Annotated in this window: 24 protein-coding genes; 10 read left to right on the forward strand and 14 right to left on the reverse strand. The window is 71.2% G+C overall.

The features are described from left to right. Both ITP53_RS37490 and ITP53_RS37495 read left to right on the forward strand, forming a co-directional pair. The coding region (locus ITP53_RS37490) for a cytochrome P450 (RefSeq protein WP_195900209.1) at positions 1-1146 on the forward strand (1146 nt) is incomplete at its 5' end. Between the two features lie 231 nt (positions 1147-1377). Then, on the forward strand, positions 1378-3228 hold the full coding sequence (locus ITP53_RS37495; RefSeq protein ID WP_195900210.1) for a serine/threonine-protein kinase: 1851 nt from the start codon (positions 1378-1380) through the stop codon (positions 3226-3228). Positions 3229-3231: 3 nt separating this feature from the next. Here ITP53_RS37495 and ITP53_RS37500 read toward each other — a convergent pair whose 3' ends face one another. From ITP53_RS37500 to ITP53_RS37525, 6 genes are all read right to left on the reverse strand, one after another. Further along, on the reverse strand, positions 3232-4137 hold the full coding sequence (locus ITP53_RS37500) for a D-isomer specific 2-hydroxyacid dehydrogenase family protein (protein ID WP_195900211.1): 906 nt from the start codon (positions 4135-4137) through the stop codon (positions 3232-3234). Then, complete coding sequence (locus tag ITP53_RS37505; RefSeq protein ID WP_195900212.1) at positions 4134-4271, reverse strand: hypothetical protein; 138 nt, start codon at positions 4269-4271, stop codon at positions 4134-4136. Before ITP53_RS37505 ends, ITP53_RS37500 begins: the two co-directional genes overlap by 4 nt. Before the next feature lie 23 nt (positions 4272-4294). Continuing rightward, positions 4295-4915, reverse strand: a complete 621-nt coding sequence (locus tag ITP53_RS37510; protein ID WP_195900213.1) for a bifunctional 4-hydroxy-2-oxoglutarate aldolase/2-dehydro-3-deoxy-phosphogluconate aldolase — start codon at positions 4913-4915, stop codon at positions 4295-4297. Between the two features lie 108 nt (positions 4916-5023). Further along, complete coding sequence (locus ITP53_RS37515) at positions 5024-5899, reverse strand: carbohydrate kinase family protein (RefSeq protein WP_195900214.1); 876 nt, start codon at positions 5897-5899, stop codon at positions 5024-5026. Next, positions 5896-6921, reverse strand: coding sequence for a LacI family DNA-binding transcriptional regulator (locus ITP53_RS37520; protein WP_195900215.1), 1026 nt, complete (start codon positions 6919-6921; stop codon positions 5896-5898). The genes ITP53_RS37515 and ITP53_RS37520 overlap by 4 nt, the downstream gene beginning before the upstream one ends. Continuing rightward, positions 6918-8384: a glycoside hydrolase family 13 protein gene (locus ITP53_RS37525; protein ID WP_195900216.1), complete on the reverse strand. Its 1467-nt coding sequence runs from the start codon at positions 8382-8384 to the stop codon at positions 6918-6920. The genes ITP53_RS37520 and ITP53_RS37525 overlap by 4 nt, the downstream gene beginning before the upstream one ends. A 232-nt stretch (positions 8385-8616) precedes the next feature. Here ITP53_RS37525 and ITP53_RS37530 point away from each other — a divergent pair, with 232 nt between their 5' ends. Beyond that, the gene (locus ITP53_RS37530; RefSeq protein WP_195900217.1) at positions 8617-9900 is read left to right on the forward strand and encodes an ABC transporter ATP-binding protein; all 1284 of its coding nucleotides are present in this window, start codon (positions 8617-8619) and stop codon (positions 9898-9900) included. 43 nt (positions 9901-9943) lie between these two features. Here ITP53_RS37530 and ITP53_RS58275 read toward each other — a convergent pair whose 3' ends face one another. Continuing rightward, on the reverse strand, positions 9944-10150 hold the full coding sequence (locus tag ITP53_RS58275; RefSeq protein ID WP_328817034.1) for an ArsR/SmtB family transcription factor: 207 nt from the start codon (positions 10148-10150) through the stop codon (positions 9944-9946). Between the two features lie 51 nt (positions 10151-10201). Between ITP53_RS58275 and ITP53_RS37540 the strand changes: the two genes are divergently transcribed. From ITP53_RS37540 to ITP53_RS37550, 3 genes are all read left to right on the forward strand, one after another. Beyond that, positions 10202-10711 (forward strand): cation diffusion facilitator family transporter, encoded by a 510-nt coding sequence (locus ITP53_RS37540; protein ID WP_407941375.1) that lies wholly within the window; start codon positions 10202-10204, stop codon positions 10709-10711. Positions 10712-10808: 97 nt separating this feature from the next. Beyond that, positions 10809-12101, forward strand: a complete 1293-nt coding sequence (locus tag ITP53_RS37545; RefSeq protein WP_195900219.1) for an acyltransferase family protein — start codon at positions 10809-10811, stop codon at positions 12099-12101. A 175-nt stretch (positions 12102-12276) separates the two neighbouring features. Beyond that, positions 12277-13509: a CysS/YqeB C-terminal domain-containing protein gene (locus tag ITP53_RS37550; protein WP_195900220.1), complete on the forward strand. Its 1233-nt coding sequence runs from the start codon at positions 12277-12279 to the stop codon at positions 13507-13509. 143 nt (positions 13510-13652) lie between these two features. Here the strand turns inward: ITP53_RS37550 and ITP53_RS37555 are convergent, their stop codons facing one another. From ITP53_RS37555 to ITP53_RS37565, 3 genes are all read right to left on the reverse strand, one after another. After that, complete coding sequence (locus ITP53_RS37555; protein WP_195900221.1) at positions 13653-14816, reverse strand: acyl-CoA dehydrogenase family protein; 1164 nt, start codon at positions 14814-14816, stop codon at positions 13653-13655. A 13-nt stretch (positions 14817-14829) separates the two neighbouring features. After that, a complete protein-coding gene (locus tag ITP53_RS37560; RefSeq protein ID WP_195900222.1) occupies positions 14830-15342 on the reverse strand; it encodes a MaoC family dehydratase in 513 nt (170 codons plus the stop codon). A gap of 91 nt (positions 15343-15433) precedes the next feature. After that, entirely contained in the window at positions 15434-16036 is a 603-nt protein-coding gene (locus ITP53_RS37565; RefSeq protein ID WP_195900223.1) for an ACT domain-containing protein, read from the reverse strand. Between the two features lie 269 nt (positions 16037-16305). Here ITP53_RS37565 and ITP53_RS37570 point away from each other — a divergent pair, with 269 nt between their 5' ends. Further along, positions 16306-16821, forward strand: a complete 516-nt coding sequence (locus tag ITP53_RS37570; RefSeq protein WP_195900224.1) for a serine hydrolase domain-containing protein — start codon at positions 16306-16308, stop codon at positions 16819-16821. A 36-nt stretch (positions 16822-16857) separates the two neighbouring features. Here ITP53_RS37570 and ITP53_RS37575 read toward each other — a convergent pair whose 3' ends face one another. Then, entirely contained in the window at positions 16858-19980 is a 3123-nt protein-coding gene (locus ITP53_RS37575) for a bifunctional cytochrome P450/NADPH--P450 reductase (RefSeq protein WP_195900225.1), read from the reverse strand. A 50-nt stretch (positions 19981-20030) separates the two neighbouring features. Here ITP53_RS37575 and ITP53_RS37580 point away from each other — a divergent pair, with 50 nt between their 5' ends. Next, positions 20031-20612, forward strand: a complete 582-nt coding sequence (locus ITP53_RS37580; protein ID WP_195900226.1) for a TetR/AcrR family transcriptional regulator — start codon at positions 20031-20033, stop codon at positions 20610-20612. A gap of 49 nt (positions 20613-20661) precedes the next feature. On the opposite strand, the gene ITP53_RS59675 is transcribed toward ITP53_RS37580, so the two are convergent. From ITP53_RS59675 to ITP53_RS37590, 3 genes are all read right to left on the reverse strand, one after another. Beyond that, the gene (locus tag ITP53_RS59675; protein ID WP_268961245.1) at positions 20662-20793 is read right to left on the reverse strand and encodes a hypothetical protein; all 132 of its coding nucleotides are present in this window, start codon (positions 20791-20793) and stop codon (positions 20662-20664) included. 105 nt (positions 20794-20898) lie between these two features. After that, positions 20899-21198: a hypothetical protein gene (locus ITP53_RS37585; protein WP_195900227.1), complete on the reverse strand. Its 300-nt coding sequence runs from the start codon at positions 21196-21198 to the stop codon at positions 20899-20901. Positions 21199-21231: 33 nt separating this feature from the next. Then, a complete protein-coding gene (locus tag ITP53_RS37590) occupies positions 21232-22485 on the reverse strand; it encodes a right-handed parallel beta-helix repeat-containing protein (protein WP_236051576.1) in 1254 nt (417 codons plus the stop codon). Between the two features lie 424 nt (positions 22486-22909). Between ITP53_RS37590 and ITP53_RS37595 the strand changes: the two genes are divergently transcribed. Then, complete coding sequence (locus tag ITP53_RS37595) at positions 22910-24403, forward strand: glycoside hydrolase family 13 protein (protein ID WP_195900228.1); 1494 nt, start codon at positions 22910-22912, stop codon at positions 24401-24403. A 64-nt stretch (positions 24404-24467) separates the two neighbouring features. Then, positions 24468-25802 carry a HAMP domain-containing sensor histidine kinase gene (locus ITP53_RS37600; RefSeq protein ID WP_328817042.1) on the forward strand — a complete coding sequence of 445 codons (1335 nt, stop codon included), beginning with the start codon at positions 24468-24470 and terminating at the stop codon, positions 25800-25802. The last annotated feature ends 160 nt before the right edge of the window (positions 25803-25962 follow it).

Consider the following 25962-nt stretch of genomic DNA (forward strand, 5'->3'; position numbering starts at 1 on the left):
GGCGTGCCTAGAGGGCTGCCCAGGGCCGGCGTGGTGGAGAGTCTGCGACTGTCGGCCTTTCTCGTGCCACCGGGATTTCCGCATGCCGCCCCCGCTCGCGACGTCCTGCGCGCCCGAACACTGCTGGCGCGGCTCGAAGCCAGGTATGGCGGCCGCCCCGTTCTGGTGCGCCGTCCGAAGGGGCCGGCGCTGCTGGTGATGAACGGGCGCGACGCGTTGCGCGTCCTGTCGGAGGAGGCAGGCGCGTACACGCCCGCCGTCGAGGAGCGGCCGTCCGGCCTGCCGACGGACGTGCTGCGGCCGGCGTTCATCGAGGTCGCCAGGCAGGAGTCGGCGGCGCTGACCGACGGCGTCGTGGATCACGCCCGGCTGGACGCCTGCTGGCAGCGCGTGGCCAGGCGGTGCGTCTACGGCGCGGGCGCGGCCGGCGACGAGCAGCTCACCAAGCTGCTGGCGGGCATCACGCGGGCGGGAAGGCGGCGGTCCGGCCGGCGGCAGGAGATCCTCTCCGGCCGCTACGACGCCAGGATCATCGACCACCTGCGCCGAGCCGAGCCGGGCAGCCTGGCCGGCCTGATCGCGGAGACCTCGGACGGCGCCGAGTCACGCGGGCTCATGCAGGCGGCGTTCTGGCTGATGGGGCTGGGCGTGGCGGCGGCGGGGCTGATGCGGACCCTGGCCCTGCTCGCCGCCCACCCGGCCCACCGCAAGGCGGCCCGCACCGACGCCGACCACCTGCGTGCCTGCCTGCGCGAGGCGCAGCGCCTGTGGCCGCCGGTCCCGGCCCTGTCCCGGGTCAGCACCGAGGACACCACCTGGTACGGCGCCACCCTGCCCGCCGGCACCACCGTCCTCGTCCCGATCGCCGCGCACCAGCGCAGCCCGCGCCTGCCGTACGCGAACACGTTCGCCCCCGAGATCTGGCTGAACGGCACCGCAGCCGGCGAGTGGTGGGCCCGGCCGGGATGCGACGGAGTGCACCTGACGCTCGCGGTCGGCGTGGCCTTCCTCGGCGGCATCCTGCGGACCGCCCGCCCCAAGCCGGTCGGGCGGACGCTCTCGCCGCACCGCCCGCTGCCGTACACGCTCGACGTCTCACGGCTGCGCGTGACGATGCGCCCCGCGCGTCCGTCGCGCTGCGGCTAGCCCGCCTCGCCGCACGCCGGTCCCGCACGTCTGTCGCGCCGCGGCCAGCCCGCCCCGAGCCTGATGCCTGGTCGGGTTCACTCGCCAGCGAGGAAGCCCTTCCTCCGTTAGAGTCTGGGGTACAAACGGGATGCCGAGCGGCGGAACGGTTCGGCTTGCTGCAGGGGTGGGAGCCGATCGGAGGAACGGTTCGGGTTGAGACGGGATGACGACGGCGAGAGGACGGCGACGTTGGGGCGCTCCGCAGGCACTCCGCTGAAGCCGGAGGATCCGCCGGCGATCGGCCCCTACGAGCTGATCAGCCGTCTCGGCTCCGGCGGCATGGGAGTGGTCTACCTCGCCAAGGCCGCCGACGGCTCGCGGGTGGCGCTCAAGGCGATCCGCCGCGACTTCACCGCCGACCCGGTCTACCGCGCGCGCTTCCACGAAGAGGTGTCCAACGCGCGCAAGGTGGCCTCGTTCTGCACCGCCCGGGTGCTCGACCACGGCGAGGACCACGGCGTCCTCTACCTCGTCACCGAGTACATCGACGGCATCTCGCTCGAGGACCACCTGATCGAGCACGGCTCCCTGTCGCCGTCCGTGCTGCACTCGGCGGCCGTCGGCGTGGCCGCGGCGCTGACCGCGATCCACGCGGCGGGGCTGGTGCACCGCGACCTCAAACCCGCCAACGTGATGCTCACGCTGGCCGGTCCCCGGGTGATCGACTTCGGGCTGGCGCGCTCGACGCACGTGGACTCCCGGCACACCAACGCCGGCATGGTGATGGGCACGCCCGGATGGATCGCTCCCGAACAGGTCTTCGAGGGGCGTACGAGCCCGGCGGGCGACGTGTTCGCCTGGGGGTCCCTGATCGCGTACGCGGGGCTGGGCGGGCATCCGTTCGGCGAGGGGGACGCGTACGTGATGGCGGCCAGGGCCCGTACGGCGCCGCCGGATCTGCGGGGGCTGCCCGCACCCCTCGACCGGCTGGTCGCGGCGGCCATCCACCCCGACCCGGCGCGCCGGCCCGCCGCCCGGCAGCTGCTGCTCGAACTCGTCGGGGCGGCCGACGAGCCGGCCGCGCAGCTCGCCGCCACCAAGCACCTGACGAACGCGTGGAACCCCTCCGACCTTCCGCCGCTGCACCGCGTGCCGCCCCCGCCGGACCGTGCCGGACCCGCCCCAGGGAGCCCGCCGCGTTCCGTGCACGCCCAGGCGCGCGGCCCGCAGGCGCCGCCCAGGGCCGAACGGGCCGGACCCGTCCAGGGAACTCCGGGCCGGGCCCCGCAGCCACCGCCCGCCGAGCGTACGGGCCCGCGGCCGGGCACGAGCCGGGCACCGCACCCGGAACGGACAGGACCGGTCCCGGGGGCCGGCGTACCAGGTCCCGGGCGCGGAACGCCGGCGCCGCATCCCGAACGCACCGGCCCGATGCCCGGCGGACGCGCCCCGAGTCCCGAGCGGACCGGCCCGATGCCCGGCGGGCGCACCGGGCGTCCCGAGCGGACCGGGCGGGCGCCGCTTCCTCACCAGGCAGGGCAGGGGCCACTCCCCCAGCAGGCGGGGCAGGCGCCGCTCTCCCATCACGTCACGGGGCAGGGGCCGCTGCCCGGCTACCGTCCCGCCCCGCGCAAGCGCGGCGTGTTCACCGGCTGCCTGACCGCGCTGGTGATCGTGGCCGTGCTGATGGTGCTGCTGGTGGCGGTGCTGACGTGGCTGTCCCGCTCACCGGCGCGCGGCGACGACGGCCCCGTGCAGGACGGCAAGCTGAGGTTCGCGGTGACGAGCACCAGGTGCCCCGAACCGGCGAAGGCCGCGGCGCGGCGCAGCTGCCAGATCGGGGTACGCGTCAGCAACCTCGGCCAGGAGGCCAGGGTCCTCTACCCGGACCAGCAGAAGCTCATCGACGAGGACGACGCGCTGCACGGCGGCACCAAGCTGCTCGACAAGGGCGGCAAGGAGATCACGCCGATCCGCATCGAGCCGGGCGCGTCCTTCACCGGCACGCTGGTGTTCGAGCTGCCGGAGGGCCTCGCGCCCGTGGGCCTGGAGGTGCACGACTCCGCCCTGAGCGCCGGAGCGCGCCTCACCCTCGGCTGAGGCTCAGTACCCCTGCGCCGGCGAGACCCGGCCCTCCAGCGGGACGCCGTCGTGGAAGCGGCGCACGTTGGAGGTGACCCGCTCGGCCAGGCCGCGCCAGTATGCCGAGCGCGGGTTGGCGCTGTGCGGGGTGATGAGGACGTTGCCCATGGACCACAGCGGATGCCCTGCAGGCAGCGGCTCCGGGTCGGTGACGTCGAGGGCCGCGCCGCCGATGCGGCCCGCGCGCACCGCCTCCACCAGGTCGTCCGTCACCACGAGGCCGCCCCTGGCGACGTTGACCAGCCAGGCGTCCTGGCGCATGAGGGCGAACTCGCGCGCGCCGAGCATCCCCTTGGTCCCCGGCGTGGCGGGGGCGGCGACGACCACGTAGCCGGTCTCTGGCAGCGCCTCACGGTAGCGGGCGCGCGGGACGACCCGAGCGGCCCCGGGCACCTCACCGCGGTCGCTGACCGCCACCACCGTGCAGCGGAACGGCTCCAGCAGCCGGATCAGCGCCTGCCCGATGCCGCCGGAGCCGACGATCGCGACCGTCGAGCCCGCGAACTCCCTGGACAGGTTCGGCCCCCACTCCGGCGCCCTGGCCAGCCGGTGCAGCCCGCGGGCCGCCGCCAGCATCAGGGCCAGCGCGTGCTCGGCCACGGCGGGCCCGTAGGACCCGGTGGCGGCGGTGAAGACGGGATGCTCGGTGATGACCCCGGCGTCTGTCCACCGCTCGACGCCCGCGTGCGGCAGCTGTACCCAGCGGATGCCGCCGTGGATCATCGACCGCACCTCGTCGGGGTCGTCGTCGCCGTAGTAGACGATCGCCTCGGCCTGCTCCAGCGGCACGACCCGGCCGCCCGCCCGGCGCACGGCGTCGATGAGGACGGGCACGGGCTCAGGGCCGACGTACACGGCGACGGTCATCGCGAGACCTCCAGCAAGCCCAGGTCCGCGGCGATCACGTCGGCGCACCCGCGAACCGCGGGCACGAGTTCCCCGGCCGCGAGCGAGCGGCCGGGGCCGTCGACCACCTGTCCGCGCAGGTCCCGTAGCTCCACGCCGATCCCCTGTTCTCTCGTGCTCAACGGGCGCCGGCGAGCTTGGCCAGCAGCGCGGTGACCCGCTCGCCTGCGGCATGGGCCCCGCCCGAGGTCAGCGCCGACCCCATGCCGCAGGCGACGGCGCCGGCCGCGATCCAGTCCGGCGCGTTGTCGATGGTCACCCCTCCGGTGGGGATCGCCGGGACCTGCGGCAGCGCGGCACGCACGTCACGGAGCCAGGACGGCGACACGGCGGACGCGGGGAAGATCTTGACCGCGTCCGCGCCCTCCTCCAGAGCCCGCACGATCTCGGTCGGGGTGGCCACGCCGGGGAAGACCGGCACGCCGTAGCGGTGGCCGGTGCGGATCACCTCGGGATGGAGGTTCGGTGAGACCAGGAAACGCGCGCCAGACTCGACCGCGGCGCGGGCCGCGGCGGCGTCGAGCACGGTGCCGGCGCCGATGAGCGCGGCGGGCCGCTGCTCGGTGAGCCGCGCGACGGCGCTGAGCGCGCGCGGCGTGGTGAGCGCCACCTCCACGGCGTTCAGCCCGGCGTCCAGCACGGCCTCCGCGGCGGCCACCGCCTCGGCGGGCCCTGCGCTCCTGACGATCCCGAACACCCGCTGCCCGGTGACGGCCTGGACGATCTCCCAGCGGTACATGACTGCCCTTCCAACGGTGAACGGTCTCTCCGGCCGCGCGCAAACGAATCAGCTTGATCTTCCCAAACGGTACTATCAAAGCATCTTTCGCCCGTACGGCGGTGCGGGTTACCCGCCGGCCCGGCCGAGGAGCAGGGAGCGCGTGATCGGGGACTCGTGGGTGCCGGCGACCGTGCAGGCGTGCGCCCCGGCCGCCGACCCCAGATGTACGCAGTCCTCCAGCGGCCTGCCGGTCAGCGTGCCGTACAGGAAGCCGGACACGAAGGCGTCGCCGGCGCCGTTGCTGTCGGCGACGGGGCCGGGCAGCGGCGCGGCCGGGAAAGGCCGCACGTCGTCGCGGTCGCGGGTCAGGACGAGGCAGCCGTCGGCGCCGCGCGTGCACACGACCGTGTGGGCACGTCCGCGCGCGAGGACGTCGCGCATGGCGGCGGCCGGGTCGCGAAGGGCGGCGGCCGACATGAACACCAGGTCGGACCGGTAGGCGAAGTCCTTGTGGTAGTCGTCGGCGCCGTCCCAGTCGTGCAGGTCCGTGGAGACGGGCAGGCCGTCCAGGTCCGGGTAGACATGGCGGCAGAAGTCCATGATCGACAGATGGACGTGCCTGGCGCGGACGTTCGCGTAGAGCTCGCGGGGCAGGCGCTCGCCGGGGGTGGCCTTGGCGTCGTAGAACGAGGTGCGGCGGCCGTCCGGGCCCACGAGCAGAACGCTGCGCCGGGTGCCCGCCTCGGCGCGGCCCCAGGCGCAGTCGACGTCGCGCAGCGCGTGGCGGATCAGCGCGCCCTGCGGGTCGTCGCCGATGAGGTCGGCGAACGTCACCGCCAGCCCCAGCGCGTGGCAGCCCAGCGCGACGCCGGCGCCGGTGTTGCCGACGCGGTCGGCGACCGGCGGCACCTGGTAGGTGTCGCGGTACGGCAGCGGCAGCTCGGGCACGTAGACCGTCGTGTCGACGCCGGCGCCGCCGAGGACCAGGATGTCGCGCGTCACCGGTTGACCAGCGGGCCGGAGCCGGTGGAGCCGCGGACGACCAGCTCCGGCTGGAAGATCAGCTCGACGTGCTTGGCGGGCGCGCCGTTGACCTCTTCGAGCAGCGTCTGCACCGCGGCCGAGGCCATCGCGCCGATCGGCTTGCGTACGGTGGTCAGCGGCGGATCGGTGAACGCGATCAGCGGCGAGTCGTCGAACCCGACCACGGACACCTCCCCCGGCACCGCCATCCCCTTCTCCCTGCAGGCGCGGATCGCGCCCAGCGCCATGAGGTCGCTCGCGCAGATGATGCCGGTGCAGCCGCGCGCGAGCAGTTGCGCGGCGGCCGCCTGGCCGCCCTCGACCGAGAACAGCGAGTGCGCGATCAGGTCGTCGACCTCGGTCGCGCCGAGCAGTTGCGCCATGGCCTGCTTGTAGCCCTCGATCTTCCTGATCACCGGCACGAACCTGCGCGGCCCCAGCGCCAGCCCGATGCTCTCGTGACCGAGGTCGACCAGGTGCTGCACGGCCAGCCGCGCGGACAGCCGGTCGTCGGGCGAGATGAACGGCGCGTCGATGTGCTCGCTGTAGCCGTCGACCAGCACGATCGGCAGCCCCCGGTCGGTGAGCCGGGTGTAGCGGTCCATGCGGGCGGTCGTGTCGGCGTGCAGGCCGGACACGAACACGATGCCGCTCACCCCCCGGTCGACCAGCAACTCGGTGAACTCGTCCTCGGGTGCGCCGCCGGGGAGCTGGGTGCACAACACGGGGGTGTAGCCGTGCTGGGTGAGCGCCTTCTCGATGGCCTGCGCGAAGGCGGGGAAGATGGGGTTGTCGAGCTCGGGCGTCACCAGGCCGATCAGGCCGTTGCTGCGTTGCCGCAGGCGGGGCGGGCGCTCGTAGCCCATGAGGTCGAGGGCGGCCATGACCGCCTGGCGGGTGGCGGCCGAGACACCCGGTTTCCCGTTGAGCACCCGGCTGACCGTGGCCTCACTCACCCCGGCCTGGGCGGCGATGTCGGCAAGGCGAGCGTGACCGTTCATGGCTGACACTTTACTTTCCACCAGGCCGCGGAATCCGCTGCTCCAGGCTCATCCGAGGCCAGGAGCAGCTCCCCCTCGACGCCGAAGTCCACGGGGGTCTCCGTGAGGTTGACAGTGCACAGGAAACCGCCCCGGGAGAACACGAGCGTGCCCTCAGGAGAGTCGTGCCACGTCAGATCTCCCTCGAACGCGCGCCGCAGCCGCAGCGCCGTCCGATACAGCTCCAGCGTCGAGCCTGGCACGCCCTCCTGCGCCGCCACACTCAGCCCCGCCCAGTCCGCCGGGATCGGCAACCACGGGTCGAGCCAGCCGGACTCACGCGTCCAGGGCAGCGGGACCCGGCAGCCGTCGCGGCCGCTGCCCGGATCGCGCAGCCGCTGCGGGTCCCTGCACAGTTCCTCGGGCAGCTCGACCTCCGGCAGGCCCAGCTCCTCGCCCTGGTAGACGTAGGCCGAACCGGGCAGCGCGAGCGTCAGCAGCGCGGCGGCGCGGGCCCTGGCCAGGCTGCCGTAGCGGGTGACGTGCCGCTTGACGTCGTGGTTGGACAGCACCCAGGTGGTCGGCGCGCCCACGGACGTGGCCGTGGCCAGCGAGGAGTCGATCACCTCGCGCAGCGCGGCGGCGTCCCACGGGGTGAACAGGTAGTGGAAGTTGAACGCCTGGTGCAACTCGTCCGGGCGGACGTACCTGGCCAGCCGCTCGGGCGTCGGCGCCCACGCCTCGGCCACGCCGATGCGCTCGCCCGGATAGGAGTCGAGCACCCGCCGCCACGAGCGGTGGATGTCGTGGACGCCGTCGTTGTCGAAGAACGGCACCGGCTCGTTGCCGACCATCCTGGCCTGGTTGCCGCGCCCGATGTCGGGCAGGCCGGGCGGCTTGACCATGCCGTGCGCCACGTCCACGCGGAAGCCGTCGACGCCCAGATCCAGCCAGAAACGCAGGATCGACTCGAACTCGCCGCGCACCTCGGTGTCGTCCCAGTTGAGGTCCGGCTGGGTGGGGTCGAACAGATGGAGGTACCACTGCCCGTCCGCGACCCGCGTCCACGCCGGGCCACCGAAGATCGACTCCCAGTCGTTGGGCCGGTCGCGGAAGATGTAGCGATCACGTCGCTCGCCGCGCAACGCCTGCTGGAACCAGGGATGGGCGGAGGAGGTGTGGTTGGGCACGATGTCGACGATCACCCGCAGGCCGTGCCCGTGCGCCTCGTCGATGAGCGCCTTGGCGTCCGCGAGCGTGCCGAACAGCGGGTCGACGTCGCGGTGGTCGGTCACGTCGTAGCCGAAGTCGGTCATCGGGGAGGTGTAGAACGGCGTCAGCCAGACGGCGTCCACGCCCAGACCGGCGAGATAGGGCAGCCGATCGCGAACGCCTATCAGGTCGCCGACACCATCGCCGTCGCCGTCAGCGAAGCTGCGCACGTAAACCTGGTAGATAACGGCGTTCCGCCACCACGCGGTCATGGTCTCCCCCCGAGTGTTTCGACCATGAAATCCCTTTCCGCAAGTTTACGCAAGCCCTTCCAGAATTCCCGATCCGGAAATTCAGCACTACGGCCCCCCAAAACCCCCAGCCCGAAACGCCTGCAAGCGAGATTCTTTATGTCAAGGGTGGACATGTTGGGTTAAGGCGCGATGTACTACCTCATCAATCAGCAGCCTCGTCACAGGTGACACGCGCGCAAGGTGTGAGCCCATGAGCTCCGTCGTTCTCGACAAAGTGACCAAGGTCTATCCGGGCGACTACCTCGCAGTCGACCGGCTGAGCCTGCGGGCGGAAGACGGCGAGTTCCTCGTCCTCCTCGGCCCTTCCGGATGTGGCAAGTCCACCCTGCTCCGCATGATCGCGGGTTTGGAGGAGATCACCGAAGGGGACCTCTGGCTGGACGGCCAGATGGCCAACCATCTGGCCCCGCGCGACCGCGACGTGGCCATGGTGTTCCAGAACGGCGCCCTATACCCGCACCGCACCGTGCGGGGGAACATCGCCTTCCCCCTGGAGATCGCCAAGTCCGACCCGGCGATGGTACGCGAACGCGTCACCGAGCTGTCCAAGGTCCTGCACATCAACGAGACGCTCGATCGGCGGCCTGGGACACTCTCCGGCGGCCAGCGGCAACGCGTCGCGATGGGAAGGGCCATCGTCCGGCAGCCCAGGTTATTTCTCATGGACGAGCCGCTGTCGAACCTCGACGCCGGCATGCGCACCGAACTCCGCATGGAGATCTCGGCGCTGGTGCGCTCGCTCGGCGTCACCACGATCTACGTGACCCACGACCAGGTGGAGGCCCTGACGCTGGCCGACAGGATAGCGATCCTGAATCGCGGAGTCCTGCAGGACGTCGGAACTCCGGCCCAGATTTACAACGATCCAGCGACGGCCTTCGTGGCGGCCTTCCTCAACTCCCAGCAGTTGAACCTGTTGGCGGCCCATGTCAGGACGCCGCAGAACCAGTACGTCATGCTCGATTTCGGCCCGCATCAGGTCACGCTGCCCTGGAGCGATCCCAGGGCGTACGCCATCTCCCAGCACACCGGCGGGCAGGTCCTGGTGGGCATGCGGCCGGACGGGCTGGCTCCGGTGCAGGAGTCGTACGAGGGGCCGTCGTTCTTCGGGCGGGTGCGGGCGCTGGAGTACCACGGACACGAGTGGCTGGCGTACCTGGAGTGCGGGATGCCTGCCGTGCCGGTGCCCGAGCCGCCCGACCCGCGCGCACGGGTCAACGGCACGGCCAACGGGTCAGGGAAGCTGTCGGGGCTGGTGCGGCGGATGTTCGCCGGGCACCGCGAGGAGCCGCAGGATCAGGAGCAGGTCGGGCAGCACCCGAACAGCGGCATCCACCGCCGCTCCGACCTGATCATCCGGCTCGGCAACCGGCCCATCTGGCGCGCGGGGGACGCGGCCAAGGTCGCGGTCGATCTCTCCCGTCTCATGGTCTTCACCGTCGACGGCGCCAGGATCGACCCTCCCCGCCGCTGAGCCCCGCCTTTCCCGCGGCACACTGCCCCGACGCCCGTCCGGGTCAGTCGTGGCGCGGGAGGCCGGAGATCTCGTGGTCCGCGTGGAACAACACCTCCGCGATCACCGCCCGTACGTGGGAGTCCCGCGCGCGGTAGAGCACGCGCCGGCCCTCCCTCCGGGTGTTCACCAGGCCCGCCAGCCTGAGCTTGGCCAGGTGCTGTGACACCGACGGGCGCGCGGCGCCGATGGCCTGCGCCAGGGAGCTCACGCGGCCGCTCTGATCGGGTTCGCCGGGAACGAGTGGGTCGCCCGTTACCGCATCAAGGTCGGCAGGGAGATCGGCTCGGCCGCGCTGGTGGCCGACGGCCTGCATGCCAGGGCCGACGGCTTCACCTCGCTGGCCGTGCTGCTCGGCGCGGGCGGGGCCGCGCTCGGCTTCCCGATCGCCGACCCTATCGTCGGGCTGCTCATCACCGTCGCCATCTGCTTCGTCCTGCGCGACGCCGCCCGCGAGATCTACCACCGCCTCATGGACGCCGTCGACCCCGGTCTGGTGGACGCCGCGGAACGCATCCTGGCCACGGTGGAGGGCGTCCGGCACGTCGGCTCCGTACGGCTGCGCTGGATCGGCCACGCGCTGCACGCCGAGGTGGAGATCATCGTGGCCCACGACATGTCGGTGATCGACGCGCACGCGGTCGCGGTGGCGGCCGAGCACCGGCTCATCCACGACCTGCCGCGGCTGCGGGCCGCCACCGTCCACACCGACCCGGACGGTCCGGACGGCGCCGACCACCACGCCTCCCTGGCCGGCCACCGCCCGGCCTGAAGAACCGGCCCGAAGAACCGGCCCGATCAACCGGCGGGAACCGGCCGGAAAAAAGGTGCCCCGGCATCACATGGCCGTTACCGGTATGTTGGGGCGGATGTCAGCCGCCGCCCTCCCCGCGCCGCCCGCCATGCCCGCCCCGGCCACGCGGCTGGCCTGGCTTGACGCCCTGCGGGGGATCGGCTCGCTCGCGGTGGTGGGCGAGCACATGCTGCCGTGGTTCCTGCCGGAGCTCAGACCATTCTGGTTCAATCTGGGCATCTACGGGATTCTGGTGTTCTTCCTGGTCAGCGGCTACATCATCCCCGTCTCCCTGGAACGCCACGGCGACGTGCGGGCGTTCTGGGTCAGCCGGATCTTCCGCCTCTACCCGCTCTACCTCAGCGTGATCGTCGTGATGCTGGCCGTGTCCTGGTGGGTGCCGGTGCGCGAGGCGGTGCCCCGCGACGGGAGCGCGGTGGCGGCGCACGCCACCATGCTGCTCGACGTCGTCAGTGTGGGCGGTGTGGCGGACACGATGTGGACGCTGTCGTACGAGATGGTGTTCTACCTGCTGGTCACGGCGCTGTTCCTGATCGGGGCGCACGAGCGCAGCGGGTCGCTGTCGGTGCTGTTCGCGGCCGGGGCCGTGGTCGTGGGGCTGGTGGCGTCCGGGGCCGTGCTGGTGGGGGTGTGGCCGGCGTACGTGTCCTGCGCGGTGTTCGTGGTGGGGCTGGCGTGCGTCATGGGAGGGCGGCTGCGCACGTTCTGCGCGTGTGCGCTCGGCGTGATGGCGGTGGTGTTGCTGGCGTTCAGCAGCCGGGTGCCGTGGCTGGGCATCGCGGTGGTCGCGGTCATGTTCGCGGGCACGGCGATCCACCGGTGGGAGCGCGGCGCGGGGCCGCTGTGGCCGGTCGCGGTGACGACGGCGCTCGTCGTGATCGCGCCCGTGTGGGCCATCGAGAGCGGCTGGTGGTGGGTGCGGGCCGACGTGTGGCTGACCACGATCGCGCTGGCCGGGGCCACGTTCGCGGGCGGGATGCTGCTGCGCGGGCGGCGGGTGCCCAGGGTGCTCGTCTGGCTGGGCCTCATAAGCTACTCGCTCTACCTGGTGCATCATCCGCTGCTGAAGTATTTCGTGGCGGTCAGCGGTGATCTGCGGGCGGCTGAGGTGCCGTACCAGCTCGTCATGATCGCGCTGGCCATGGCGCTGATGCTGGGCCTGAGCGCCCTGACCTACCGCTATGTCGAGAAGCCCATGCAGCAGCTGGGGCGCCGCGTCTCGGACCGCGGCCGCCGCCACAGGCCCGGGAGCGGGATGGCCGGACGGCCCCCGCGCCACGACGAGGTCCTCGGCCATGAGGAACGCCAGGTGCCCGGCGGCGTGCGCCACGGCGACACAGTGGGGTGACGGCTCCGCTCCAGGAGCGACGCCGAATGTCGGTGCCCATCGTCTCGACCATGACCACGTGTCTGCCGGCTACTGACAATCATGTGCAAGTACGTCCTTCAGGCATATGTGTTCCGCTCTTGAACGGCTCGGCGGACCCGGCTGTAGTCGATGGGTGAGAGAGAGGCCGACACCCATGCCCGGTTTGCTGGTGCTGATGGGGTCGGGCGAGACGAGCCCGACCATGGTCGAGATCCACCGCGCCGCGGCGCGGGCGTTGCGCGCGGGGGCGCGGGCCGTGCTGCTCGACACCCCGTACGCGTTCCAGGAGAACCGGGCCGACATCTCCGCGCGGGCCCGCCGCTACTTCGCGCGCAGCGTCGGCCTGGAGGTCGAGGTGGCCACCGGGATCACCGGCGCCGACTGGGTCTTCTCCGGCCCCGGCAGCCCTACCTACGCGCTGGACCGGTGGGCGGGCTCCGGCGTGGCCGGCGACCTGCGTGCCCGCGTCCGCGCGCGCGAGGGGGTGACCGTACTGGCCTCGGCGGCGGCCTGCACGGCGGGGCTGGCCACCGTACCGGTCTACGAGATCTACAAGGTGGGCGCCGACCCGCACTGGCGCCCGGGCCTCGACCTGCTGGAGCCGCTCGGCCTGCGGGCGGTGCTCATCCCCCACTTCGACAACACCGAGGGCGGCACCCACGACACCCGCTACTGCTACCTGGGCGAGCGCCGGCTGTCGCGCATGGAGCGGGAGTTGCCGCCCGGCACGGCGGTGCTGGGCCTCGACGAGCACACCGCGCTGACCATCGACCTGGAGAGCGAGATGGTACGGGTGGCGGGCCGGGGCGGGCTGACCGTCCGGCGGGGCGGCTCGTTCGCGGTCCTGCCCGCGGGCACGTGTACCGACCTCGCCGAGATCCGCCGCCTGGCCGCCGGCGGAGCCGCCGCGCCCGCGCCCGCCACCGCCGCTGATTCCGCCGGGCCGGCGTCCGCGTCCGCCGCTGATTCCGCTGCCCCGGCGTCCGCGCTCGCCGGGGCGACGCTGGAGGAGACGATCCAGTCGTGCGAGAAGCTGTTCAGGTCCGCCGTCGCCAAGCCCGACATGGTGGCGGCCGCGCGGAGTGTGCTCGAACTGGAAGCGGAGATGGTCAAGTGGGCCGCCGACACCGAGGAGGACGCCGGCGGGGTCGACCAGGCCAGGGAGCTGATGCGGTTGCTGATCGCCCGGCTCGGCGAGTTGGCCGCGACGGCGAGCGTACGCTCACTGAGCCTCCCCGCGCTGGTCGACCCGCTGCTCGGGCTCCGCGAGGGACTGCGGAACGAGGGCCGTTACGACCTCGCCGACGCCCTGCGCGCGGCCCTCCTCCAGGCGGGCGTCGTGGTGGAGGACACCCCGGACGGCCCCCGCTGGACCCTCACTTCCTGAGGAGCGCGCGGTGACCTCGCTTTCCGTCAAGTGACGCTACTCTGTCACTCAACGTGCTCACATGACTCACCGTCGTGACGGGTGCGAGACTCGAACAGGTCTCGTTCGACCCCGCCGTGCTGGCTGGGCGTGGGTAGTGGCCGTTACCAGCCGAGCTTGCCCTTGCCGGAGATGAGGGCGCGGGCGATGACCATGCGCTGTACGTCGTTCGTGCCCTCCCCGATGGCCATCAGCGGCGCGTCCCTGTAGAGGCGCTCCACCACGAACTCCTGGGAGTATCCGTAGCCGCCGTGGATCCGCATGGACTCCAGGGACGCGCGGAGCGCCACCTCGGAGGCGAAGTACTTCGCCATGCCCGCCTCCATGTCCACCCGCTTGCCGCCGTCGGCCTGGGCGGCCGCCCAGTACGTGAGCAGCCGCGCCGCCTGGATCTCGGTCGCCAGGTCGGCCAGCTTGAGCTGGATGGCCTGGAACTCGGCGATGGGCTGCCCGAACGCGGTTCGTTCCCTGGCGTAGGCGAGCGCGGCGTCGTACGCGGCCTGGGCGACCCCGACGGCGCGGGCGGCGATGTTGATGCGGCCCAGCTCCAGCCCGCCGAGCACCTGCTGCAGGCCGCGCCCCTCGACGCCGCCGAGCACGGCGGAGACGGGCACGCGCACCTCGTCCAGCGTCACCTCGCACGTCTCCGTGCCCTTGTAGCCCAGCTTGGGCAGGTCGCGGCCGACGCTGAAACCGTCCAGGGCCGGGTCGACGAGCAGCACCGACATGCCCTTGTGCGCGGGCTCGGTGATCGAGGTCTTGACGAGGACGGGCAGCGGGTCGGCGTGGCGGGCATTGGTGATCCACGTCTTGGTGCCGCTCACGACGTAGACGTCTCCGTCGCGTACGGCGCGCGTCCGGATGCCCTGCAGGTCCGTGCCCGCTCCCGGCTCGGTGAGCGCGATCGCGGTCCTGCGGACACCGCCGGCCAGGTCAGGAAGGTAATGGCGCTTCTGCTCGTCGGTCCCGTGGCGGGCGATCATCCAGCAGGCCAGCGAGTGTGAGCCGATCGTGCCCGCCACGCCCATCCAGCCGCGCGCGATCTCCTCGAAGACCAGCGCGAACGACACCATGTCGGCCCCCATCCCGCCGTACTCCTCGGGCACCGACAGGCCGAACAGCCCCATCTGCTTCATCTTCTCGATGATCTCGGTGGGATACCGGCCGGCGTGCTCCCACTCGATGGCCACCGGCAGGATCTCCTTCTCCACGAAGGCGCGCAGGATCTCACGGAAGGCCTTCTGCTCGGGCGTCAGCTCGAAATCCATGTACTCAAACCCCTCAGAGCGGACCGGTCTTGGCCTGTGGGAAGTAGTCCTTGTCGTGCGGGGCGTCGCGTTTGTACACCATGACGGTCCGCGTCCACGACATGATCTCGTCGCCGTCCTGGTTGAGCCCGCGCGTGTAGCACGTGACGATCCCCGCGTACGGCCGCGACTTCGACTCCCGTTTCGCGGTCACCTTCGACTCGGCGTAGACGGTGTCGCCCACGAACACGGGGTGGGTGAGCTTGATGCCGTCCCACCCGAGGTTCATGATCGCGTGCTGGCTGACGTCGATGACCGACAGGCCGAGCACGATGGCCACGGTGAGCCCGGAGTTCACGATGATCTTGCCGGTGGGGGCCTTGGCGGCGAGGTGGGCGTTGAAGTGGTTCTGGTTCGTGTTCATGGTCAGGAGGGTGAACCAGGTGTTGTCCGCCTCGCTGATCGTCCGGCCCAGGGGATGCCGGTAGACGTCCCCGACGGTGAAGTCCTCGTAGTAACGGCCGATGCTCGGCTCGTGAACGGTCACAGCGCGGCTCCTGTTCACATCCGCAGACCGTTCACGTTAGTGATCTGATGTTTCGCCGGTCAATCTCGCGTACCCAAAACCGGGGCCAAGGCTAGGATCGGGCGGCCAGCTTGGAGACCACGTCCACGATGCGGGCGGCACGTTCCACCTCCGCCCGGTGGAACACCGGGCCCTCCGCGCGGGCCACCACGAGGTGCAGGCCCTGCTTCAGCACGGGCAGCAACATCAGGCGCAGTTCCTTGAAGTCCCTGGTGACGGCGCGCGGCGGCGGTTCCGGCAGGTCGAACTCGGCGGGCGCGGCCAGGGAGGCATGCTGCACGACGCCGTCGGCCACCGCCAGCGACCACTCCGCGCCGCACAACCCGGGCAGGGCGTCCACCAGCGTGGCGAAGCCGCGCCCCGGCTCGGCCGCGACGTGCATGAGCAAGTCGTAGTCCGGCGCCGAGCCCGGCACCTCCTTGGTGACCCATACCCCCTCGACCCGCACCCCAGGCATGGAGGACAGCTTCTCGCGTGCGTCGGACGGCGTCACCGGCCCCGGCCAGGACACGGTGAAATCGTCCACCGCCCGACCGGCCTCGCGTTCGAGCACCGTGACCTGCAGAATGTCCGCACCGAGCGCCCCCAGCGCCTTGGCCACCTGACCCAGACCACCCGGCCGGTCCGGCAGCGACACCCTCAGTCGCAGCAGCATTGCCGCCCCCTTTCCAGAGGCTCCCACAGTGCCGTGGAAAGGTTTCCAGCATGTTCCACAATTATGTCGTACATGCTGCGGTTATATCCAAGAATGCAGGGTTAAGTCCGAAATGTCGACAAAGGGGTGTTGTGGTTTTCCACAGGTAGTCGTACGGTCTCCCGCATGGTCCGGCCCTCGCGCCATTCCTAGCCTGATCAGCATGTTTCTGCTGAAAACCATGGCCGTGGCGCTGGCCTTGACGACCGTCTCCCCCGCCCACGACTCCCTTGAACGGCAAGCTGACGGGCGGCTCGTACGCCGACGCCATCAGGACCAGGATCCTGCGCCCGCTCGGGCTGCGGCACACGTACCTGCCGGGGCACGACACGTCGATGCCCAAGCCGTACGCCTGCGGGTACGCCACGTACCAGGGCAGGATCGTGGACGCCACCCGGGTGAACCCGTCGCTGGAGTACGGCGCGGGCGAGATGATCTCGACGACGGGCGACCTGGCCACGTTCTTCGACGCACTGCTGAGCGGCCGGCTCACCAGCAAGGCCGCGCTCGGCCAGATGCGCGCCACCCGCCCGGCCGGCGACGGCATGGGGTACGGCCTCGGCCTCCAGGAGTTCAAGCTGACCTGCGGCAAGAGCGTGTACGGGCACAGCGGCGGCACCTTCGGCTACCTCACGTACGCGCTGCGCTCGGACGAAGGCCGCACGCTCGTGCTCTCGGCGAACCCGTACCGGGGCGATCCCCCGGCCGACGCCCTCGACAAGGCCCTGACCAGCACGTTCTGCTGACCAGGGCCCTCACGAGGCCACGCGAGCCACCATCGGTCAGGCGAACACGTCCTGCTGGTAGCGGCCGTCCGCCTCCAGCCCGGCCAGCCAGTCCGCGCCGTCCCGCCCGGTCCTGTAGCGATGGATGTCGAGCAACGCCTGGCGCACCGCGGGCGCCATCCGCAGGCCGTCGCCGCAGACGTACACGTGGGCGCCCCGCACGAGGAGGTCCCACACCACGTCGGCGCGCGCGGCGACGGCGTCCTGGACGAACCGGTACGGATGCCCAGGCACGGCCGAGTAGGCGCGGTGCACGGTCACCTCGTCGCCGGTGCTCCAGGACGCGACCTCGCCGGCGTACAGCTCGTCGTGCTCGGGGTGGCGGCATCCGGTGAACACCTCGGCCCGCCCGCTCGCCCCGGTCAGCGCGCGCTCCTCGAGGAAGCCGCGCAGCGGGGCGAACCCGGTGCCTGGGCCGACGAGGATGACCGGCGTGGCCGGGTCCTCGGGGAGCCGGAACGGCGGCGCGGGCACTCGTACGTACCCGTAGAACACCTCGCCCGGCTGGAGCCCGGCCAGGTACGCCGAGCACATGCCCTGGTAGGTGCCCGTACCGGACCAGGCGGGCCCTTCGACGAGACCGACGGTGAGCCGGACGAGACCGGGGGCGGCCAGCGGCGAGGAGGAGACGGAGTAGTAGCGCGGCCTGACCGGCCCGGCCATCTCCAGGAACACCGGCAGCGGCAGCTCGATCGCCGGGAAGCGTTCGAGCAGGGCCAGCGGCGAGACGCGCTTGGCGAGGATCTCCTCGGCGTAGGCGGCGGTCAGCTCGCCGAGCTGGCGGCGTGTCCACGGGCAGGTGGTGTGGGCGGCCAGCGCCTCCAGGTCGGACCTGGTGGCCACCTCCTGCAGCTCGGCGAACTCGGTCAGCAGCAGGCCCGCCGTCACCGGCGTGTCCACGGGCAGGTGGGTGGCTCCGGCGGCGCGCAGCCGTACCACCTGGTCCCTGGGCACGCGCAGGCAGCGCAACGCCCACTCGACCAGCTCGGGGTCGTTCTTGGCGAAGACGGCCACGTGGTCGCCCGCCGCGTACGTGACGCCCTCGGGGAGCCTGGCCACGATCGAGCGCACGCCCGCGCGCGGCGCCTCCAGCGAGAAGTCCCAGAGCCCGGCCGGGTCGCCGGTCAGCTCCTCGTTGGAGACGACGGTCAGCGGGAAGGCCCGTTCGGAGACCACGGCGGGCCTGACCTCGGCCTCGCTGAGCACCTCCATCTCGTAGCGCGGCCCGGCACTGCCGGCGGCGGCGCTGTACTCCTCTGCCAGCGCCGCCCACAGCCGCGCCGTCCACGCGGACACGTCGCCGTCGAAGTCCCCGTCCGTGTCCGCCTCGCCCCGCTCGATCAGCGGCACCGCTCCCGCGGCCGTCAGCTTCTCGTACGCCCGCCGCGGAAAGTCCTGGTACGTCGGCCACTGCGTGTTGCCGCACCCCAGCACGGCCAGCCGGACCCCGGACAGGTCGGGCAGCGCGTCGAGCGCGTCGAGCGCGTCGAAGCGCTGGGCGTTGTCGGGGGCCTTGCCGTTGTAGGAGGAGGCGACCACGACGAGCAGCCCCTCGCGCGGCGGCGCCAGCTCGTCGAGCGTGGTCAGCGTGGTGGCGAACCCGGCCCGCCCGGCCCGTTCGGCCAGGCGCTCGGCGAGGTCGGCGCTGGTGCCGAGGTTGGAGCCGTACGCGACGGTGAGCGGAACGCCGGTGACGGCGAGGTCCTGCTGCCCGGTCTCCTCCTCCACCTGCGGCGCCGCGATGACGGCCCGCTCGTGCGCGCGCCGCCCGCGGACCCTGAGCGTGAACCCGTCCGGCTTGAGGGTGAGCGTCTGCTTGATCTTCATCCGGTAGACGTTCGGGTCGGACAGGGCGAAGCGCCGCAGGACCATCGCCAGCGCGAGCTTGGCCTCGGTGAGCGCGAACTGGCGGCCGATGCAGGCCCGCTCGCCGTTGCCGAACGGCTTGTACGCGCCAGGGTGGTGGCTCTGCCTGTTCTCCGGCAGCCAGCGGTCGATGTCGAACTCCTCCGGCCGCTCCCACGCCTTGGGACTGCGGTGCAGCGCCGGCAGCAGCACCGCCACCCCCTGCCCCTCGGCCAGGGGATAGCCGCCGATCGTGGTGGCCTCGATCGCGTTCACGGCGAACACCGGGATCGGCGACCAGAACCGCAGCGTCTCCTCCAGCACGCGGGAGACGACGTCGAGCTTCATGATCGCCTCGTACGAGGGCGGCTCGTCGCCCGGCAGCAGCCGGTCCACCTCGTCGTACGCGCGGGCCAGGGTATGCGGCTCGCGCAGCAGGTTGTACAGGGCGAAGGAGAGCAGGCCACTGGTGGTCTCGTGGCCGGCGATCAGAAAGGTGAGGACCTGGTCGCGGATGTTCTCGTCGGACAGGCGGGCGCCGCTCCGCGGGTCGGACGCCTCCAGCATGAGGCCGAGCAGGTCCTTGGCGCCGCCTCCGCCCCCGGCCCTGCGCTGCCTGATGACGTCGTCGACGAGCGCCCGCATGGTGGCGATGTCCCGCCGGTACGCCTCCTCGTGCCCGCGCTTGAGCCTGGTGACGAACGGGAGCTGCTGGTTGCGCAGCATGGCCTCGGTCAGCGCGCCGCCCATGGCCTTCAGGAACGGGTGCAACTCGGGCGAGTCGAAGGAGTGGAACCGGTAGCCGAACCCGGTGAGCGAGATCGTGTCCAGCGTCAGCCTGGTCATGTCGTCGGCGACGGGCAGGTCCTCCCCCTGGCGACCCGCCCACGACTCGACGAGCTGCTCGGCGACCTCGAGCATCTGCGGGTAGTACGCCTTCATCGAGCGCTGGCTGAAGGCGGGCATGAGGATGCGATGCGCGTGCCCCCACACCGGCTCGTGCAGCTCGGCCGTGAATAACCCGTCACCGGCGAAGTCGCGCACGATCGTCAGGGGCGGGTTGATGCGCTTGACGAACCGGCTCTCGTCGCACAGCTCCGCGACCAGGTCGGGGTCGTACGCCAGCACGACCGTGCGCCCGGCGATCTCGAGCTGGAAGATGCCCTCCTCGTACCTGGAGGCGACGCGGACGAAGTGCTCCACCGGCGAGTGAGAAGGGATCTGCAGCGTGTTGCCCACGATGGGCAGGCCCTGCGGGGCGGGGATACGCGCCATGGGTGCTCCCTATGTCAGCCATACACTGTATGGGGACTACCCTACGGCGTATGGCAGTGAGTGCGCGCAGGGGTGCGCCCCTGAGCATCGAAGAGATCTGCTCCACGGCGTTGCGACTCATGGACGAGGGCGGCGTGGCCGGCCTGTCCATGCGCAAGCTCGCCGCGGAGCTGAACGTCAATCCGATGTCGCTCTACCACCACGTGGACAGCAAGGAGGCGCTGCTCGCCCAGATCTGCGCCACGGCGGCGGAGCGGATGCCCCTGCCGCCGGACGACGGCACCCCGTGGCAGGCCCAGCTCAGGGCGCTGGCCCTGGCCTACCACCGGCACGCGCGGGAGCACCCTGCCATGTGGACCTATGTACAGAACCATCCGGAGATCGTCGCCGACCGGCGGATGAAGCTGTGGGAGGTGCTCTACCGCATCCTGCGGCTGGCCGGGGTGACGGAGGAGGAGCTGCACCGTACGGGGGACGTGTTGTACGCGTTCGTGTCGGGGTTCGTCATGGCCGAGATCCGGGGGCACCTGCCGGCCGATCGCGAGGGAATCGACCGCGACTTCGACACCGCCATCCACCTCATGATCCACGGCCTGGCGGGCTTCGGCCGCCAGGCCGCCCACCCGGACTGACGGGCCTGCCGAGGCAGGCCGCCGCCAGGCCCGCCGCCCGGGATGACGGTTACTCGCCGGCCGGGCTTCGGCGCAGGATCCAGCCGTTGCCGTCGAGATCGTTGAAGAACACGAAGGAGAGCTGCTCGGCCTGCTCCACGTCGGTCACAAGCATCGGCAGCGCTTCGAACCTCCACTCCACGGTCGTACTCCCTTCACCGGGCCTGTCGCGGCCCGTCGTGAAGGCGTCGATCGGGCGGCACCGGTATCGACGGCTTCCGCGGCGCCTTTCGCGGGCCGCCGCGGTTCAGGTGGCCGCCTCCCAGACGGACTCGAAGGCGGCTCCGGGGATTTCGGTCAGCTCCCAGATCTCCAGGGGCTGGTCGGTGAGGAAGCCGTGCTCGTCCTGCAGGTGGCGCCACCAGTAGCGGTGGGCGACGCGATCGGTGCCGACCTCGACCTGTCTGGTCGCCCAGTGCTCGCCGTCGCCCTCGACGCTCTCGAACAGCCAGACCCGGCCGTCCTCGTCGGCCAGGTGCCAGTAGTGGCGGGGGACGTCGGACTCGGCGAGCTGTCTCACCAGCGGCTGGCGAAGGTCTGAGAACACAAGGCCCCACTGTAGACACCGGCACCGTCAGGATCAGCCTTGGTACGCCCCCGCGTCCGGCGTGCCGGTCAGCGGCTTGCCCGCCATGTCCTTGGCGAAGGCCTTGCCGCCGTACCACGAGTGGGTGAGGGCGACGCCGCGGTCGAACACCGGCGAGCCGGTCCGCGGGCGCAGGTCGGTGCGGGAGGTGAACAGCGGATCCGCCTTGACCGACTTCGGCCCCAGCTTGAACCTGGCCGTCCGCGACTTGTACACGCCGCCGGCCTCGTCGGCCCCCTGGCCGTCCTCCCAGCCCGCCTCGCCGCCGACCAGTATCGCGTTGTTGCGCAGCTTCAGGATGGACGGGGAGCAGCCGTCGTGGCAGGACCAGCCGATGGTGTCCCTGGCGGGCAGGTAGACCGAGTTGTGCACGGCGATCGTGCCCTTGACCGGGCCGACGACGTGGCGCGAGCCGCGGGTGATGAGGAACGAGCCGCGGCTGCGGGTGGAGGTCACGACGTTGAAGGCGAAGATGTTGCCGGTGGCGGTCTTGCCCTTCCGCGCGCCGAGTTCGGTGAAGGTCTCGTTGTTCCTGGCGGTGTTGTGGGTGATCAGGTTGCGGTCGCCGTTGAAGATCTCGACGGCGGCCCCGTCGGTGCCGTAGTCCTTGCTCTTGGCGTAGCTGCCCATGATGGTGTTGCCGGTCACCACGTTGTCGTCGCCGTTGAGCAGCACGCCGAATGCGCCGGAGTCGTCGTCGCCGCCCTGGTCGTTGACGCTCATCCGGTTGTTGTCGGTCAGGATGCTGGCGCGGATGGTGTTGCGCGAGCCGGATGGCGTGACGTACACGCCGGTGACGTTGCGGTCGGCCTGCACGCCGCTCAGCTCGTTGTTGTCGCCGTCGATCTGGAAGCCGGCCCACCGGCAGCCGGAGGCCCGCAGACCGCTGACGCGCCAGTGGTTGCCGCTGATCATGACGCAGTCGTCGTCGCCGGTGCCGCTGATCTTGGGAAGCGTGCCTCTGCCGTGCGTTCTCACGACGATGGGCTGGGCCGCGGTGCCCTTGGCCGCGAGGGTGAGCGGACCGGTGAAGCTGCTGCCGCGCTTGAAGCTGATGGCGTCGCCCGGCTTGAGGTCGGCGGCGTTGACCATGTCGAGCGACTTCCACGGCGCTGCGGCGCTGGTGCCCTCCGCCGAGTCGTCTCCTGCCTTGGAGTCCACGTAGTACGTCGTCCCGGCCTTGGCGAGGGCCGCGGACGGCACTGCGGGGAGAAGGACAGCCGTGACGACTACGGAGAGCAACCTCATTCGAGCACACCACTATCTAGTTGATGTCGGACGGGGAAGTCGGCAGAGGCACCCTAGCGTGATCAGCGCGTGAGGCGCCAGACACGGAGCGAAGGTACATCGGCCGAAATCACGTCGCCGTCCTCGGTGGCGTGGACACCAAGGGCGATCTGGGGGCGAAGTTCCCTGAGTGACAGACAGTCACCGGCGGCGGGCCGTACTCGCGGCTCATGTTTCGGGGACGGCAGTGGTTTTGCAAGAATTGGAACGTCTTGCGAAAGAGCGTCAATCGGCCTGAATACCGCTCATACCCCTGTGACCTCATCAACGCCCATCGCGCGGGCGGCTGGTGAGATTTGCAACTTTCCGAAAGTTGCACTTGACCACTGTCCCCGATCGCGAAATCCTGCACCAGACATCACGGACATACCTGGGGGAACAGAACATGCTCGGCAACGACGACTGGTGGCGGGACGCCGTCGTGTACCAGGTCTACCCGCGAAGCTTCGCCGACGCGAACGGCGACGGCGTCGGGGACCTGGAAGGTGTGCGCGCCCGCCTGGGCTATCTCGCCGGCCTGGGCGTGGACGCCATCTGGCTGAGCCCGTTCTACACCTCCCCGATGGCCGACGGCGGCTACGACGTGGCCGACTACCGGGACGTGGACGCCATGTTCGGCACGCTCGGCGACTTCGACGCCCTCGTCGCCGACGCCCACGAGCAGGGCATCAGGGTCATCGTCGACCTGGTGCCGAACCACTCCTCCGACCAGCACGCGTGGTTCAAGGCCGGCCTGCGCGACAGGTACGTCTTCCGCGACCGCCCGAACGACTGGGAGTCGATCTTCGGCGGCCCGGCGTGGACGCAGGTCGCGGACGGGCAGTGGTACCTCCACCTGTTCGCGCCCGAGCAGCCTGACCTCAACTGGGACAACCCGGAGGTGCGCGCCGAGTTCCGTGACATCCTGCGCTTCTGGCTGGACCGGGGCGTGGACGGCTTCAGGGTCGACGTGGCGCACGGCATGATCAAGGCCGACGGGCTGCCCGACGTGGGGCCGAAGGAGGGCCGGCAGGCCGAGATGCTCGGCGACGAGCGGGTGCCGTACTTCGACCAGGACGGCGTGCACGACATCTACCGCGAGTGGCGCCCGATCCTCGACTCCTACCCCGGCGGGCGGATGGCCGTGGCCGAGGCGTGGGTGTCCTCGCCCGAGCGGCTGGCCCGCTACGTCGGGCCCGACGAGTTGCACCAGGCGTTCAACTTCGAGTTCATGATGGCGGACTTCCACGCCAAGTCGTTCCGCACGGTGATCGAGAAGTCGCTCAAAGAGGCCGAGCTGGTGGGCGCGCCGACCACCTGGGTGCTGTCGAACCACGACAAACCCCGCCACGTCACCCGCCACGGCGGCCTGGCCCGCGCCCGCGCGGCCACTCTGCTCATGCTGGCCCTGCCCGGCTCCGCCTACCTCTACAACGGCGAGGAGCTGGGCCTGCCCGAGGTCCTCGACCTGCCGGACGAGCTGCGCCAGGACCCGGCGTTCCTGCGCCGGGGCGAGAGCCGCGACGGCTGCCGGGTGCCGATCCCGTGGACCCGCGCCGACGGGTACGGCTGGCGCACCCCCTGGCTGCCGATCCCGGACTCGTGGGGGGCGCTGTCGGCTGAGGCCCAGGAGGACGACCCCGCCTCGACGCTCAACCTCTACCGCGCGGCGCTGAAGATCCGCAGGGAGCACCCTGCGCTCGGCGGCGGCTCGCTCACCTGGCTCGACTCCCCCAAGGACGTGCTGCTGATCGAGCGCGACCCCGGTCTGGTCGTGGCGCTCAACACGGGCGAGGAGCCGGTGCGCCTCGACCTGACCGGTGAGGTGCTGCTGTCCAGCGGCCCGCTGCCGGGCGACGGGACGATCCCGGCGGACACCGCCGTCTGGATTCAAAGCTGACCGTTGGGGGAATCTTTCCCTTTACGCTACATTTCACGGCAATCACTGTCGGTAATCTCAGACAGTGTTGTGGGCCAGGTCCCTGCGCGGACGCGTCACACTCATCGCGACGGTGATGGCGGCCCTCGTCCTCATCCCGGTGGGAGTGGCGGGGGTCGTGGTGACGCGGTCCGTGATCACGGCCGGCGTGTTCAGGGACACCAGGGACACCGCCGAGCGGATCGCGTACGAGATGCGCGCCGGCGCCCTGCCCCTGGGTGCGGCTATCCCCGTGCCCAACCCGTCGGTCGACCTCATCCAGATCACCGACGCCAAAGGGCGGATCCTCTCCACCAGCGACGCGGCCAGGAACCTGCCGCCGCTCAGCGACGTGCGCCCCACGGCGAGGAACCGGGTCATCAACACCTCGAACTGCCTGCCGACCGAGTGCCTGGAACTGTCGGCGGTCAGGGTGACCATGTTCGAGGACTCCCCCATCGTGTACGCCGGCCGCAGCACACCCGACCTGATCGCCACCCGCACGCTCGAGGCCGTGGTGTTCGCGCAGGTCGCGGTGCTGATCGCGCTGGCCTCCTGGTTCACCTGGATGGTCACGGGCCGGGCGCTGGAGCCGGTGGCGACCATGCGGCACGAGCTGGACGAGGTCCACGCGGGCGACCTGAGCTGCCGCGTCACCGAGCCTCCCGGCGAGGACGAGGTGGCCCAGCTGGCCAAGTCCGTCAACAGCACGCTGGCCCGCCTGGAACGCTCCGCGGACCAGCAGCGCCAGTTCGCCTCCGACGCCTCGCACGAGCTGCGCACCCCGATCGCCGGGCTGCGCGCGCAATTGGAGAGCGCCCAGCTCTATCCGGACGAGACCGACGTCGAGTCGCTGGTGGACAGCACCCTGCGCGACACCGACCGGCTGGAGGCGATCATCACCGACCTGCTCCTGCTGGCCAGGATCGGCGCACAGACGGACACGGCGAGGGAGCGGGTGGACCTCGCCGTACTGGTGCGGCAGGAGCTGTCCACCCGCTGCGACAAGATCCCCGTGGAGGTGAACCTGGCCCCCGGTGTCGTGGTCGAGGGCGTACGGCTGCAACTGGCCAGGGTGCTGACGAACCTCCTCGACAACGCCCAGCGGCACGCCGAGCACCGGGTCCAGGTCAAGGTGGCCAGGCAGGGCGGCACGGCGGTCCTGACCGTCGAGAACGACGGCGTGGAGATCGCCGTGGAGGACCGCGAGCGCATCTTCGAGCGCTTCACCCGCCTGGACGCGTCCCGCAGCCGCGACATCGGCGGCACGGGCCTCGGCCTGGCCATCGCCAGGGACGTGGCGACGGCCCACTACGGCCAGATCACCGCGGAGGACTGCGAGGGCGGCGCGAGGTTCGTGCTACGGCTCCCGGCCGTCTGACGCGTTCATCCGATGGGAGCCGTTCGCGCCGATGGCTAGTACTACATGCCTAGATCGCGTTCAGCGATCGTCCGGTTTCTCAGCGTGAGATGGCTGGGGTGTGTGACCGTATCGTCATGCCCCAGCCTCAGGAATACGCAGGCGCGGTGACAGCCGCGGA

Origin of the sequence: Nonomuraea cypriaca, from assembly GCF_015645445.1 — a bacterium.
In the GTDB taxonomy this organism is placed as follows: Bacteria; Actinomycetota; Actinomycetes; order Streptosporangiales; family Streptosporangiaceae; genus Nonomuraea; species Nonomuraea cypriaca.